Source organism: Actinomyces oricola, from assembly GCF_004104015.1.
Classification (GTDB): Bacteria; Actinomycetota; Actinomycetes; order Actinomycetales; family Actinomycetaceae; genus Actinomyces; species Actinomyces oricola.
Genome location: NZ_RYFV01000002.1, coordinates 119,457 through 132,799 on the forward strand (window position 1 = coordinate 119,457; position 13,343 = coordinate 132,799).

At 69.4% G+C, this 13,343-nt stretch carries 14 protein-coding genes; 13 read left to right on the forward strand and 1 reads right to left on the reverse strand.

The window, feature by feature from the left end; translation table 11 throughout:
* The first annotated feature begins 5 nt into the window (after positions 1-5).
* The 13 genes from EUC46_RS02025 (at position 6) to EUC46_RS02085 (ending at position 11,505) form a co-directional block, all read left to right on the forward strand.
* On the forward strand, positions 6-1,388 hold the full coding sequence (locus EUC46_RS02025) for an exo-alpha-sialidase (protein ID WP_128772534.1): 1,383 nt from the start codon (positions 6-8) through the stop codon (positions 1,386-1,388).
* 79 nt (positions 1,389-1,467) lie between these two features.
* Positions 1,468-2,322 (forward strand): L-threonylcarbamoyladenylate synthase, encoded by an 855-nt coding sequence (locus tag EUC46_RS02030; RefSeq protein WP_128772535.1) that lies wholly within the window; start codon positions 1,468-1,470, stop codon positions 2,320-2,322.
* The gene (locus EUC46_RS02035; RefSeq protein ID WP_128772536.1) at positions 2,319-3,455 is read left to right on the forward strand and encodes an MraY family glycosyltransferase; all 1,137 of its coding nucleotides are present in this window, start codon (positions 2,319-2,321) and stop codon (positions 3,453-3,455) included. The genes EUC46_RS02030 and EUC46_RS02035 overlap by 4 nt, the downstream gene beginning before the upstream one ends.
* Positions 3,452-3,952 (forward strand): pseudouridine synthase, encoded by a 501-nt coding sequence (locus tag EUC46_RS02040; protein WP_128772537.1) that lies wholly within the window; start codon positions 3,452-3,454, stop codon positions 3,950-3,952. Before EUC46_RS02035 ends, EUC46_RS02040 begins: the two co-directional genes overlap by 4 nt.
* A gap of 215 nt (positions 3,953-4,167) precedes the next feature.
* Entirely contained in the window at positions 4,168-4,959 is a 792-nt protein-coding gene (atpB, locus tag EUC46_RS02045) for a F0F1 ATP synthase subunit A (protein WP_128772538.1), read from the forward strand.
* Positions 4,960-5,040: 81 nt separating this feature from the next.
* Positions 5,041-5,250 (forward strand): ATP synthase F0 subunit C, encoded by a 210-nt coding sequence (gene atpE, locus EUC46_RS02050; RefSeq protein ID WP_128772539.1) that lies wholly within the window; start codon positions 5,041-5,043, stop codon positions 5,248-5,250.
* Positions 5,250-5,861 (forward strand): F0F1 ATP synthase subunit B, encoded by a 612-nt coding sequence (locus EUC46_RS02055; protein ID WP_241655341.1) that lies wholly within the window; start codon positions 5,250-5,252, stop codon positions 5,859-5,861. Before atpE ends, EUC46_RS02055 begins: the two co-directional genes overlap by 1 nt.
* Positions 5,858-6,673: an ATP synthase F1 subunit delta gene (gene atpH / locus EUC46_RS02060; RefSeq protein WP_128772540.1), complete on the forward strand. Its 816-nt coding sequence runs from the start codon at positions 5,858-5,860 to the stop codon at positions 6,671-6,673. Before EUC46_RS02055 ends, atpH begins: the two co-directional genes overlap by 4 nt.
* Before the next feature lie 58 nt (positions 6,674-6,731).
* Entirely contained in the window at positions 6,732-8,363 is a 1,632-nt protein-coding gene (atpA, locus tag EUC46_RS02065; protein ID WP_128772541.1) for a F0F1 ATP synthase subunit alpha, read from the forward strand.
* A 1-nt stretch (position 8,364) separates the two neighbouring features.
* The gene (locus EUC46_RS02070; RefSeq protein WP_128772542.1) at positions 8,365-9,300 is read left to right on the forward strand and encodes a F0F1 ATP synthase subunit gamma; all 936 of its coding nucleotides are present in this window, start codon (positions 8,365-8,367) and stop codon (positions 9,298-9,300) included.
* A 45-nt stretch (positions 9,301-9,345) separates the two neighbouring features.
* Complete coding sequence (gene atpD / locus EUC46_RS02075; RefSeq protein ID WP_128772543.1) at positions 9,346-10,785, forward strand: F0F1 ATP synthase subunit beta; 1,440 nt, start codon at positions 9,346-9,348, stop codon at positions 10,783-10,785.
* 5 nt (positions 10,786-10,790) lie between these two features.
* On the forward strand, positions 10,791-11,090 hold the full coding sequence (locus EUC46_RS02080) for a F0F1 ATP synthase subunit delta/epsilon (protein ID WP_128772544.1): 300 nt from the start codon (positions 10,791-10,793) through the stop codon (positions 11,088-11,090).
* 4 nt (positions 11,091-11,094) lie between these two features.
* Positions 11,095-11,505 carry a DUF2550 family protein gene (locus EUC46_RS02085; RefSeq protein ID WP_128772545.1) on the forward strand — a complete coding sequence of 137 codons (411 nt, stop codon included), beginning with the start codon at positions 11,095-11,097 and terminating at the stop codon, positions 11,503-11,505.
* A gap of 171 nt (positions 11,506-11,676) precedes the next feature.
* On the opposite strand, the gene EUC46_RS02090 is transcribed toward EUC46_RS02085, so the two are convergent.
* Complete coding sequence (locus EUC46_RS02090; protein WP_128772546.1) at positions 11,677-13,260, reverse strand: heparan-alpha-glucosaminide N-acetyltransferase domain-containing protein; 1,584 nt, start codon at positions 13,258-13,260, stop codon at positions 11,677-11,679.
* Positions 13,261-13,343 lie beyond the last annotated feature (83 nt).

Sequence of the window (13,343 nt, forward strand, 5' to 3'; positions counted from 1 at the left end):
GTCGTATGAGCGCCGCCCGCCGGGAGAGCACCGGGCCCACGGCCCCTGGGGAGCCCCGCCCCGGCCGCTCGGTGCCGCCCAGGTGCGCGCCGGGCCCTGGTCCGGGCGCCGGGGAGGCCGGGCTGCTGGCCCGCCTGGCCTCCCCGGGCGCCTCCCTGCGCGTGCCGGCGTTCGCGGCCCTGCCCGACGGCACCCTGCTCCTGGTCCACGACCGCCGCCCGCTGCCGGTGGGCGAGTCCTGGCGCCGCGCCGGTGGCGCCCTGCCCGACGACCTGCCCAACCCCAACACCCTGTGGCTGCGCTCCAGCAGCGACTGTGGGGCCACCTGGAGCCCGCCACAGCGCCTGGACCCGGATCTGCCCGGGATCACAGGGATCTCTGATCCCTCACTCATTGTGGCCCCCTGCCGACCCGAGCCGGCCCACTGCGGGCCCGAGCCGCCGGGCCCTCACCGGGAAGGCCACCGCATCGGGGCCTTGGGCCCCACTGCGGGCTCGCCCGCCGGCGACCGTCGCCCGGTCGTCCACCTTCTGGCCACGGCCGCCGGCGACGTCGGCCTCTTCGGGGCCCATCCCCCTGCCCGCCGGGCCCGCCCCGGACAGGCCCCCGAGCCGGGCACCCTGCGCCTTCTGCACGCCACCTCCCGCGACTGCGGGGCCACCTGGTGCTGGCGCGACATAACCGACACCGCTCTGCCCAGCACCGCCTGGCCGAACGGCGCCGTGCTCTTCACCGTTTCCGGGCACGGCCTGGCTCTACGCCACCCGGGCCGCACCGGCCGGCTCATCCAACCGGTGGTCGCCGCCCTGGAGCCCGGGCCCGACGGCGCCCGCCCCCTGCGCTCGGCCTGCCTGCTGTCGGAGGATTCCGGGGCCTCCTGGCACCTGGGGGAGGCCGTGCCCACGACTGCGGCCACCGGCGCCGCCAGCCTGAGCGGTGGGGCGGCCACCTGCGGCGTCGACGAGCACGCCGTCGTCGAACTGGCCGACGGGCGCCTGCTGACCAGCGCCCGCGACGGCGCCTACGCCGGCACCCGTCTGAGCGCCTGGTCCATTGACGGCGGCCAGAGCTGGTCGGCCGCCCACCGCCAGAACGACCTGCCCGACCCCGGCTGCAATGCCGGCCTGGCCGCACTGCCCGATGGGCGCCTACTGCTCAGCCACGCCGCGAACAGCACCGCCCGGCGGGAGGGCCGCCTGTCCCTGAGCGTCGAGGGCGCCTCCTGGCGTCCCCTCGTGCGGCTGCGCCATGCCGAGATCCCCTTCGGCTACTCCGACCTGGCCCTGGTGCCCGCGGGCCGCACCGGCGCTACGCGGGCGGTGGTGGTCGCTGAGGAACCAGCACCCGAAGGCACCACCCTGGTGGTGCTGGCCGTAGCCGTGGACTAAGACAATCCGGAGAGCCCGCACCCCCCGGGGCGCCGCACTGGTTTCGAGCTGAACCGCGCCGGGCGCGATCCATGGGAGGATGAGGGGCGTGAGTGAGCAGCACGCCGCGCCGTGCCAGGCGCCCGAGGACTGTGAGCTGATCCGGGCCATAGCCCATGTGCACGCCGGCGGCCTGGTAGTTCTCCCCACCGACACCGTCTACGGCATTGGCGCCGCCGCCGGCAATGCCACCGCCGTCGCCCGCCTCCTGGAAGTCAAGGGCCGGGGCCGTCACATGCCCCCACCGGTGCTGATCTCGGGTCCGGAACAACTCGATGGCGTAGCCGCTCGCGTGCCCCCCACCGCCCGAGCGCTGATTAGGGCCTTCTGGCCCGGCGCACTCACCCTCATTCTGGACGCCGACCCCTCACTGGGCTGGGACCTGGGGGAAACCGGCGCCACCGTGGCCCTGCGCATGCCCAACCACCCGCTGACCCTGGCCCTGCTGCGCGCCACCGGCCCCATGGCAGTCACCAGCGCCAACCCCACCGGACAGCCGCCCGCCACCGACGCCGCCTCCGGGCGGGCCGCCTTCCCCAGGAGTGTCCGGGGGAGCCGGGATGACCCCACTGCGTTAGGGGGCCGGCCGACCCCCGGGAGACGCCCTCGCGGGGGCCGGGCCGTGAACCCGGGCGACCCTGACGGCCCTGACGACTTTGAGGACGGCGCCGGCATTCTGGTCCTGGACGGTGGGCCAACACCCGGACCCGTGCCCTCGACGATCGTCAACCTAGCGGGCGACCACGCCCTGGCGCCCGTGGTGGTGCGCCAGGGGGCCCTGCCCCACGCCCGGCTCGCCGCCGTCGTCGATCCCATCCTGACGGCCCTAGGGGCGCCGCCCCTGACAGGACCCGACGCCGTCGGCCGTGGCGCACCGAAGGAGGCGGGGGCGTGAGGGTCTATCTCCTCATCCTCGTGGTGGCCACCGCAGTCACCTACGTGGCGGTGCCCGTGGTGCGTCACATTGCCCTGGTCTCCAACGCCCTGACCCCGGTGCGGGGGCGCGACGTGCACACCACCCCCATTCCACGCCTGGGCGGGGTGGCCATGTTCGTCGGCTTCGCCACCGCCGTGGCGGTGGCCTCCCAGATCCCCTACCTGTCCATGGTCATTGACTCCAGCGCCTGGGCGGTGGTCTTGGGCGCCGGCCTGGTCTGCCTGCTGGGCGTGGTGGACGACCTGTGGGAACTGGACTGGGTGACCAAGCTCGCGGGCCAGATCCTGGCCGCCGGCCTTATGGCGTGGCAGGGCGTCCAGCTCATTACCATCCCCGTGGGAGGGCTGACCATTGGCTCGGCGGGATTCTCTCTGGGCACCACCGTCCTGGTGGTCATTGTGTCCATTAACGCCGTCAACTTCGTTGACGGCCTGGACGGGTTGGCCGCCGGGATCATATGCATCGGGTCCATTGCCTTCTTCGGCTACACCTACGCCCTGACCCGCGCCACCTCCCCGGAGTCCTACACCTCCCTGGCGGCCACCATTGTGGCGGCCCTCATCGGGGTGTGCCTGGGCTTCCTGCCCCACAACTTCAATCCGGCCACCATCTTCATGGGGGACTCCGGCTCCATGCAGTTGGGCCTGATCTCGGCCGCCGGCACCATTATCGTCACCGGGCAGATCGACCCGGGGACCATTGGCGGTCGCACTGCGGTGCCGGTGTTCCTGCCGATCCTCCTGCCCCTGGCGGTGCTGCTGCTGCCCCTGACCGACATGGTCATGGCGATTGTCCGTCGCACTCGCGCCGGGCACAGCCCCTTTCATCCCGACCGGATGCACATGCACCACCGGCTCCTGGCCGCGGGGCACTCTCACCGCCGTGCCGTGCTGGTCATGTACGCCTGGGCCGCCGCCGCGGCCATCCCGGTGGCCGCCATGGCCTTCTTCCCGCTGCACTACGTGCTCATTGGCGCCATTGCGGCCCTGGTGGCCGCCCTGCTGGTCACCGCCGACCTCATGCCCGGGTTCCGTCACGTGCTCGCGCGCCGACTGGGGGCTCGACACGTGCGCCCCAAGGGCCGCCGATGAGCCCGGGGCGCAGGCCCGAGGGGGCGAGGAGCCGGGCGCCGATCCCCCGTCCGGGGCTGTCGGCGGCGGTGCGCGGCCTGCGCAGCCGACTGACCGTGGCCGGTGCGCTGCTGGCCGGCGCGCTGGTGGCCTGGGCACTGCTGGGTCAGGTGGTCTCCCCGTTGGCCAGCGCCGCCGTGGGCGCCTGCGCGACGACGGCGCTGCTGACCTCCATCTGGCTCCTGCTGGGACGGGCGGTGCGCTCCGCCGCGGTCCCGGCGGGTTGGGTAGCAGGCGGTTACCTCCTGCGTCTGCTCATTGTGGCCGCGGCTCTGGTGGGAGGGCGGGCGGCCGGTCTGGATACGCGCCTGATCGGAGCGGGCCTCATTGCCGCCGTGGTGGTGGGCACCGCGCTGGAGACCTGGGTGCTGGCCCGCGCCGGCGTGCCGACCGTCGACCCCGGCCCCGACGACGATCCCAGTGCCGTCCCCGACGAGCCCGCCGGCCGACTGGACTGAGTGGGCCAGCGGCCCTGAATTAGGCGGGCCGGCTGGTAACATGTGCCACACCGCACCGCGCACGGCGAGACGTCGCGCACGCGTGCTGATCCACCACGAGAGCCCGGGAGGACACCCTGTCCACGCTCACTACGGGCGCGCCAACCCCCGCCGCGCGCCAGAAGGCCACCAAGCCCGGCTGGTACTGGGTCCTGATCGCCCTGTGCGTGGCGGTCATGGGAGTCACCGCCGTGCCCGCCTTCACCGAGCACCCCCACAGCCCCGGCGTTGAGGACTTCTTCCCCCACGCCATATTCGGCGAAGGGACCTTCTATGAGTTCAACCGCCTGACTTTGGCCCGCGTCATTATGGGCTTGGGCCTGTGCCTGCTGGTGGTGCTGGGCACGCGCCGGCTGACCCTGGTCCCCGGGCGGGGGCAGGCGCTCCTGGAGCTTGCGGCCGACTTCGTGCGCGGCAATGTCGCCGTCCAGCTCCTGGGCCCCAAGAATGGCAAGCGCTTCGCCCCGATCCTGGCCACCCTCTTCTGGGCGGTGGCCGCCATGAACATCGCGGGTATTGTTCCCGGCATCAATATTGCCGCGTCCTCAGTGGTGGCCGTGCCCCTGACCTTCGCAGCACTCACCTACGTGGTCTTCGTCGGCGCGGGCATCCGCGAGCAGGGCCTGGGACGCTTCTTCGCCTCCCAGCTCTTCCCCCCGGGGCTGCCCAAGCCCATGTATCTGCTCATCACCCCGATTGAGTTCCTGTCGACCTTCATTGTGCGCCCAGTGACTCTCACTTTGCGTCTGCTGTGCAATATGGTCTCCGGTCACCTGCTGCTGGGCATGACCTACTTCGGCACCACCAGCCTTCTCCTCCACCTTCAGACCACTTCCGCCCTGAGCGCCCTGACCGGTGCGGCCATGGTCGTCATGACTCTTTTCGAAGTCTTCGTGGCCCTCCTGCAGGCGTATATCTTCACCATTCTGTCCGGCGTCTACATCAAGCTCTCCATTGAGGCCCACTAGCCGGCCGCCGCGCCCACCAGCCATCCCTACCGTCCAACCCAACATCCGCCCCCGAGGCGGGAACACAGAAGGAAGCACCACATGGAAACTGCCGCTGTTGCATACATCGGTTACGGTCTTGCCACTCTGGGGCCCGCCCTGGGCATTGGCATCCTTGTTGGCAAGACTCAGGAGGCCACCTCCCGCCAGCCCGAGGTGGGCGGCCGCCTGTTCACCAATATGATCATCGGCGCGGGCATGGTCGAGGCCCTGGGCCTCATCGGCTTCGTGCTGCCGCTGATCGTGAACTGATGACGGCCCCCATGATCCTGCTGCTGGCTGCCGCCCCAGTGGAGCAGTCCCAGGAGGCCGGTGGGACGGAGTTCATCCTGCCCCCGGCCTATGAGATCTTCTGGGCCGCCCTCATCGTGCTGCTCATTGTCCTGGTGGTCGGCAGGTATGGCCTGCCGCGCATCTACAAGCTCCTCGACGAGCGGGCTCAGCGCATTGAGGAGGGCCTGGCCCTGGCTGAGGAGGCCAAGGGCAGCCAGAAGGACGCCGAGCTCCGTGCCGAGCGCCTTGTGGAGGACGCCCGTTTGGAGGCGGCCCGCATCCGCGACCAGGCCCACGCCGAGGCCAAGGCGATTATTGACCAGGCCCGCAGTGCCGCCCAGGAGGAGGCCGGCAAGGTCATTGACGCCGCTCAGCGCCAGATTCAGGCCGACAAGCGGGCCGCCCAGATCTCCTTGCGCGGAGAGGTCGGGATCCTGGCGACGACCCTGGCCGAGCGGATCATTGGTGAGCAGCTCAAGGACACTGATCTATCTTCTCGTGTCATTGACCGTTTTATGAATGAGCTGGAGACCGCGCCCGATGACGTCCTGGGGCAGGAGTCGGCCGTCGCAACCAAGGGGATCTGGTGAACACCGGCACGGCTGCGACCCGCACCGCCGTGGCCCGGGCCTGGGAGCCGGTCCTCAGACAGGCCGGCGCCCAGGGCCAGGAGCTCGGCGAGCAGATTCTGGCCCTCGCCCACCAGATCGCCAAGCACCGCCTGAGCGGCCCCCTGACGGACCCCGGTCGAACCCCCGAGCACAAGGCCGACCTGGCCACCCGCCTTTTCAGTGGTCGTGTCGATGTGCGGATCGTGGAGTTGCTGTGCGCTTGCGTGCGGGGCCGCTGGTCCCAGCCGGTCAACCTTCTGACCGCCCTGCACGACCTGGGCGTCCAGGCGATTCTTGCCGGCGCCCGCGCCGCCGGCCGCATTGAGGTCGTCGAACAGGAGATCTTCGGCGTCTCCCAGCAGTTGCACAACAACACCGAGTTGCGGCGCGCCCTGGAGCCCTCCCGGCGCACCAGCACCGAGGACCGCGTGCGCCTGGCCCGGCGGGTCTTCTCCCCAGTGATCTCACCGGCCGCCATGAGCCTGGTGGTCTGGTGCGTGCGCCACCGGGCCCTGGGAGGAGTGCCCTACAACCTGCGGCGCGTCACCCAGCTCGCCGCCGCCCTGCAGAACCGGACCATTGCCGACGTCGTGACTGCCGTGCCCATGACCGTGGCCCAGGAGGAGCGCCTGCGCATCATCCTCCAGCGGCGGCTCGGCACCGACATTGAACTCAATACCCAGGTTGACCCCGCTGTCATTGGCGGTATGCGCATCCGCGTGCGCGACCTGGTCATTGACTCCTCCGTGCGCGCCGCCGTCGCCCAGGTGCGCGACTCCCTGGTCGGCTGACACCGACCATCCACAGACCAACCGCCCGCGCTACCACGCATCACCAAGGAGACGACAGATGGCTGAACTGACCATCAGGTCCGAGGAGATCCGCTCCGCCCTGAACGCGTTCGTCGAGTCCTACAAGCCGGCCGAGGTGGCCGCCGAGGAAGTCGGCCACGTCATCTTCGCCGCCGACGGCATCGCACACGTCGAGGGCCTTCCCGGCGTCATGGCCAACGAGCTGCTCACCTTCGAGGATGGCACCGCCGGCCTGGCCATGAACCTTGACGAGCGCCAGATCGGCGTGGTCATTCTGGGCGATTTCACCGGCGTCGACGAGGGGCAGGTGGTCCACCGCACCGGTGAGGTCCTTTCCGTTCCCGTGGGCGACGGCTACCTGGGGCGCGTGGTCGACCCCCTGGGGCGCCCCATTGACGGGCTGGGCGAGATTATCACCGAGGGGCGCCGCGCCCTGGAGCTCCAGGCCCCCGGCGTCATGGCCCGCAAGTCCGTCCACGAACCCCTCCAGACCGGTCTGAAGGCCATTGACTCCATGATCCCGGTGGGCCGCGGCCAGCGCCAACTCATTATTGGTGACCGCCAGACCGGCAAGACGGCCATTGCCCTGGACACCATCCTCAACCAGAAGGCCGCCTGGCAGAGCGGGGACCCGAAGCAGCAGGTGCGCTGCATCTACGTGGCCACCGGTCAGAAGGGCTCGACCATTGCCGCGGTGCGCGCCGCCCTGGAGGAGCGCGGCGCCCTGGAGTACACCACCATTGTGGCTTCGCCCGCCTCCGACCCGGCCGGCTTCAAGTACCTGTCCCCCTACACCGGCAGCGCTCTGGGCCAGCACTGGATGTACGCGGGCAAGCACGTGCTCATCGTCTTCGACGACCTGTCCAAGCAGGCCGAGGCCTACCGCGCCGTCTCCCTGCTCCTGCGCCGCCCGCCGGGCCGCGAGGCCTACCCCGGCGACGTCTTCTACCTGCACTCGCGCCTGCTGGAGCGCTGCGCCAAGCTCTCGGATTCCCTGGGCGCCGGCTCTATGACCGGCCTGCCGATTATTGAGACCAAGGCCAACGACGTCTCCGCGTACATCCCCACCAATGTCATTTCCATTACCGACGGCCAGATCTTCCTCCAGTCCGATCTGTTCAACGCCGACCAGCGCCCGGCCGTCGACGTGGGCATCTCAGTGTCGCGCGTGGGTGGTGCCGCCCAGGTCAAGGCCATGAAACAGGTTGCCGGGACTCTCAAGCTCACTTTGGCCCAGTACCGGAGCATGCAGGCCTTCGCCATGTTCGCCTCCGATCTGGACGCCACGACCCGGGCTCAACTCACCCGCGGCGAGCGCCTCATGGAACTGCTCAAGCAGCCCCAGTACACGCCCTACCCCGTTGAGGAGCAGGTCGCCAGCGTGTGGACCGGCACCAACGGCTACCTCGATGACCTGGAGGTCTCCGACGTCCTCCCCTTCGAGGCGGCCCTCCTGGATCACCTGCGCCGCAACACGGAGGTGCTCACCACCATCCGCGAGACCGGTCATCTCAGCGAGGACACCGAGGCCCAGCTGCGCAGCGCCGTCGAGTCCTTCCGCTCCACCTACCTGGCCGGCGGCCGGATCCTCACCGGCGAGGTCACCGCCGCCCAGGAGGAGGCGCCGGCCGAGCGCACAGCCGAGCAGATTGTGCTGACAAGGGGCTGACGTGGCAGGCAACCAGCGCGTTTACAAGCAGCGGATCCGCTCCACCCAGACCCTCCAGAAGGTCTTCAAGGCGATGGAGCTCATTGCCTCGGCCAGGATCGGGCAGGCGCGCCGCAACGCGCATGAGGCGAGCCCCTACGACCACGCCCTGAGTCAGGCCGTGGCCGCCGTGGGCACCTACGGGCACCTGGACCATCCGGTGACTCGGGAGCGGAAGGACACCAAGCGGGTCGCGGTGGTGGTCGTCACCTCCGACCGGGGCATGGCCGGCGCCTACTCGGCGACCATTCTGCGCGAATCCGAGCGGCTTCTGGCCCAACTCGTCGAGGACGACAGAGAGCCGGTGCTCTTCACCTTCGGGCGCCGCGCCGCCAACTACTTCGCCTTCCGGGACCGGCCGGTGGAGTACTCCTGGGTGGGGGAGTCCGACCGCCCCAGCGACCACTCCATTGAGGAGATCGCCTCAGTCCTGCTGGAGTACTTCCTGAGCCCGCCGGAGGCCGGGGGGGTGGCCGAGGTCCACATTGTTTTCACCCGCTTCGTCTCCATGGTCTCCCAGGTCCCCGAGGTGCGCCGCATGCTGCCGCTGACCGTGGTCGACATGCGCGAGACCACTGACCTGAACCGTTACGTCTCACTGCAGGAGGAGGCTGCGAAGGTTTGGGAGTCCCAACCCCTCTACGAGTTCGAGCCTGACGCGGAGGCGGTCCTGGACTCGCTGCTCACGCGCTACGTGCGCAGCCGAATCCGCAACGCCCTGCTACAGTCCGCGGCCTCAGAGCTGGCCAGCCGCCAGCAGGCCATGCACACGGCCACCGACAATGCCGAGGACCTCATCACCACCTACACCCGCCTGGCCAACGCCGCACGCCAGGGCGACATTACCCAGGAGATCAGTGAGATCGTCTCGGGGGCCGACGCCCTGGGCGCCGGCTAGGCACCACCACGCAGCTTCGCCACAACGGACACGGAAGAACGCATCATGGTTGACACCACCATCCTGGGAACGGGGCGCATCACCCGGATCATTGGCGCCGTCGTCGACGTCGAGTTCCCCCCGGACGCGATCCCCGCGATGTACAACGCCCTCAAGGTTGCCATCCAGGCCACGGGTGAGGGCACCGAGCCGCATGAGATCACTCTGGAGGTCGCCCAGCACCTGGGGGACAACATTGTGCGCACCATCTCACTGAAGCCCACTGACGGCCTGGTCCGCGGCTCCCAGGTCCACGACACCGGCGCCCCCATCTCCGTACCGGTTGGTGACGTCACCAAGGGCCACGTCTTCAATGTCACCGGCGATGTGCTCAACCTGCGTCAGGGCGAGAAACTGGAGGTCGGTGAGCGCTGGCCCATCCACCGCCAACCCCCGGCCTTCGACCAGCTGGAGTCCAAGGAGCAGATGTTCGAGACCGGCATTAAGGTCATTGACCTGCTCACCCCCTACGTTCAGGGCGGCAAGATCGGCCTGTTCGGGGGCGCCGGCGTGGGTAAGACCGTCCTCATTCAGGAGATGATTCAGCGCGTGGCCCTCAACCACGACGGCGTCTCCGTGTTCGCCGGTGTTGGTGAGCGCACCCGTGAGGGCAATGACCTCATTGTTGAGATGGAGGAGGCGGGGGTCTTCGACAAGACCGCCCTGGTCTTCGGCCAGATGGACGAGCCCCCGGGCACGCGCCTGCGGGTGGCCCTGTCCGCCCTGACGATGGCCGAGTACTTCCGCGACGTCCAGAACCAGGACGTGCTGCTGTTCATTGACAATATTTTCCGCTTCACCCAGGCCGGCTCCGAGGTCTCCACCCTGCTGGGCCGCATGCCCTCCGCGGTGGGCTACCAGCCGAACCTGGCCGACGAAATGGGCCTTCTCCAGGAGCGCATTACGTCAGCTGGCGGGCACTCCATCACCTCCCTGCAGGCCATCTACGTGCCCGCCGACGACTACACCGACCCCGCCCCGGCCACCACCTTCGCCCACCTGGACGCCACCACCGAGCTGAGCCGCGAGGTGGCCGCGCGCGGTATCTACCCGGCGGTGGACCCGTTGGCCTCCACCTCTCGACTGCTGGCCCCCCAGTACGTGGGCAAGGAGCACTATGAGGTGGCCACGCGCGTGAAGTCCATTCTGCAGAAGAACAAGGAACTCCAGGACATTATCGCCATCCTGGGTGTTGATGAACTTTCTGAGGACGACAAGGTCACTGTCAACCGGGCGCGCCGCATTGAGCAGTTCCTGTCCCAGAACATGTACATGGCTGAGAAGTTCACCGGCGTGCCCGGCTCCACCGTGCCCGTGGCCGAGACCGTTGAGGCCTTTAAACGGATCTGCGACGGACAGTACGACCACGCCCCCGAGCAGGCCTTCTACAACATTGGCGGCATTGACGACCTCGAGCGCCGCGCCGCCGAGCTGGCGGGGAAGTGAGTCCCGTGGCCGACCTGAGCGTCGAGATCGTCTCCCGCTACGGCGGGCAGGCTTGGGCCGGTCGGGCCCAGCAGGTCTCCGTGCCGCTGGTTGACGGCGAGATCGGCGTCCTGCCGGGCCGTCAGCCGATCCTGGCCCTCGTGGGACGCGGTACAGTGCGTATTGTCCCCGCGGAGGGCCAGAGCGTGTCCGTGCCCGTCGACGGCGGGTTCTTCTCCGTGGACCACGATGTTGTCACCGTGGCGGTCGACCTCGCTGGGGACGAGGTGGGCGCCCAGGGTGCCGCCGGGAGCATGAAGGAGTGAGTTAATGCCGGGATCAGGGTGGTGGATTGTCGTTTTCGGCGTCGTCCTGGTCCTGGTGGCCGCGGGCATTGTGTTCCTGGTGCGCCTGCGGGTCCTGGCCGGCAGGCTGGGCTCCTTCGAGTGCGCCCTACGGGAGGCGGGGCGTTCGCGCTGGACCAGTGGCGTAGCGGAATTCGGCAGTGACTCCCTCCAGTGGTACCGCCTGGTCTCCCTGTCCCCCTGGCCCAAGCACGTGTGGTCGCGTATAGCCCTGGAGGTCGGGCAAGCTACCCGCCGCAGCGAGCGCGGGCGCGTCATGGAGGTGACTTGTCAGATTGGAGAGACCAGCTTCGAGCTGGCCATGCTGGAGGAGTCCCATTCGGCGCTGGTCTCGTGGGCGGAGTCCGCCGCTCCCACCCAGTCCTCACTTTTCTAACCCCTCGCCATCGCCCAGATGGCCAGCGCAACCGTCTCATCATGGAGGGGGGACGGCCTCCCGCTCTCGGCCATCACTCGTACCGGCTCCCGCTCCTCGGCCGCTGGGGAGGGGGACGGCCTACCGCTCTTGGCCGCCACGGGCTCTTGCCGGCACCTGGAGCGCCCCGGGCTACTGCCGTCCCGCCTGGTCCGGGTCGGCGGCCGGGGCGCGGGTGGCGCGCAGCGAGACCACGTGCACGAAGTGCTCCAGGGGTCCGCGGGCGAAGAGCACGAACCAGCCCATGGCGAAAAGGGTGCACCCCAGCGCCAGCCATCCCAGGAAGGTGTTGGAGCCGGTAACAAAGCCAGCAACGGGGCCGATGACGCCGATGACATTGCCCGCAGCCCAGATGACGGCAATGTGCCCGCAGTAGATCGTCAATGACATGGATCCCAGGGCCGCCAGCGGCGCTATTGCCCACCGCCAGCGGCGGGCAATGAGCTGGAGCACGCCAATGACCGCCATGGCCACCCCGCTGGATCCCAGGGCCTCCAGGGGTGTATTCGAATGCGGCGCGGCGCTCACCAGAGTGTGCAGGTCCACGCCATCCCAGGGGTCCACAGGGGTCTTCTTAACCCAACCGGGGTCGTTGAGCAGCATGTCCGGGTCGATCAGGAGAGGATATTCGGTTGAGGTGGGAGCAGGTTCTGGGGACTCAGTCGATGCCCGGAGTGTCGCGACGCTGGAGCCGGTGAAGTCCCAAGCGCCCCCTTCCTTCCAGGAGGACGGGGCGGGATCGACGCCGCTAACGCAGCTGGCCGGGTCGGAGGGGGAGACCAGGTGGAAAGTGTCAGGGTCATTGGGGGTCAGCACATGGGTCAGGCCCCAGGCGGCCCCGTAGCCGACCAGCGCGCAGGCGGTTCCCACTGCCGCCAGGCGCCCCAGAGCGCTCGCCCTGGTCAGGTCCAGCTTGGACAGGCCAAGCCTCAGGAAGATGAAGGCCATCCACACGGCCCCGGGGTAGAAGCCGGTGAGGAAGAAGCTCGTTGGCGCATAGTTGCCGTCGAGCACAGACGGGTCGGCGCTCAGCCGCGCGCTCTGGAGCGCCGCGGGAGCCATGAGGACAATGAGGGGGCCCACGACGGCGGTTGCCGTCGCCAGAACGAATAGGCGCCTGGCCGACCAACTGACGAAGGGGATGGCCAGGGCCAGCCAGGCGGCATAGAAACCGAGAATAATTGCCACGTTCGTGTTCATGCTCACCAGGACCGCCCCCAGGACCAGGAGCAGGGCTGAGCGCACCAGCAGGCGCAGGCGTGTGCGCACCAGGCGCTCTCCGGTGTGGGGTGTGGCGCGCCCAGACATAATGCCCAGGGAGAACCCGGCAATGACGGCGAAGAGAATGGCCGAGCGGCCGTGAGCCTGGTTGAGCAGTCCGGGGAGCGTGGTCAGGCCGCAAGTGCTCCAGCCGACATGGGCCGACATCATCCCCAGCAGCGCCAAGCCCCGGGCCGCATCCAGGCCGTGGAGGCGGCCCGGGCCGGCGGCGCCGGTGAGGTAGCGGCCACTGCGCCGAGGCGGCCACCAGGATGCGGGGGCGGCAGCGGCGTGCTCGATGGCGGAGTGCTCGGCTGCAGTGCCCGACCGGCCGACCGCGGAGTCCGGCCGGTCGGTCTCGGTTGATCTGTTGCCGCCGGCGGCGTTGGATTGGGCATCGGCCGAGACGGGGCCCGGTTCCGACGAGTGCGCGTTCTCTGAGCTCGATTCGGGCATACGCGGATACTGACACACCCGCGCCGCCGCTGGGCCGGCTCGTCAAGAGTGCGCGGACAGCTCCTGGGCCACCGGCTAGGGTG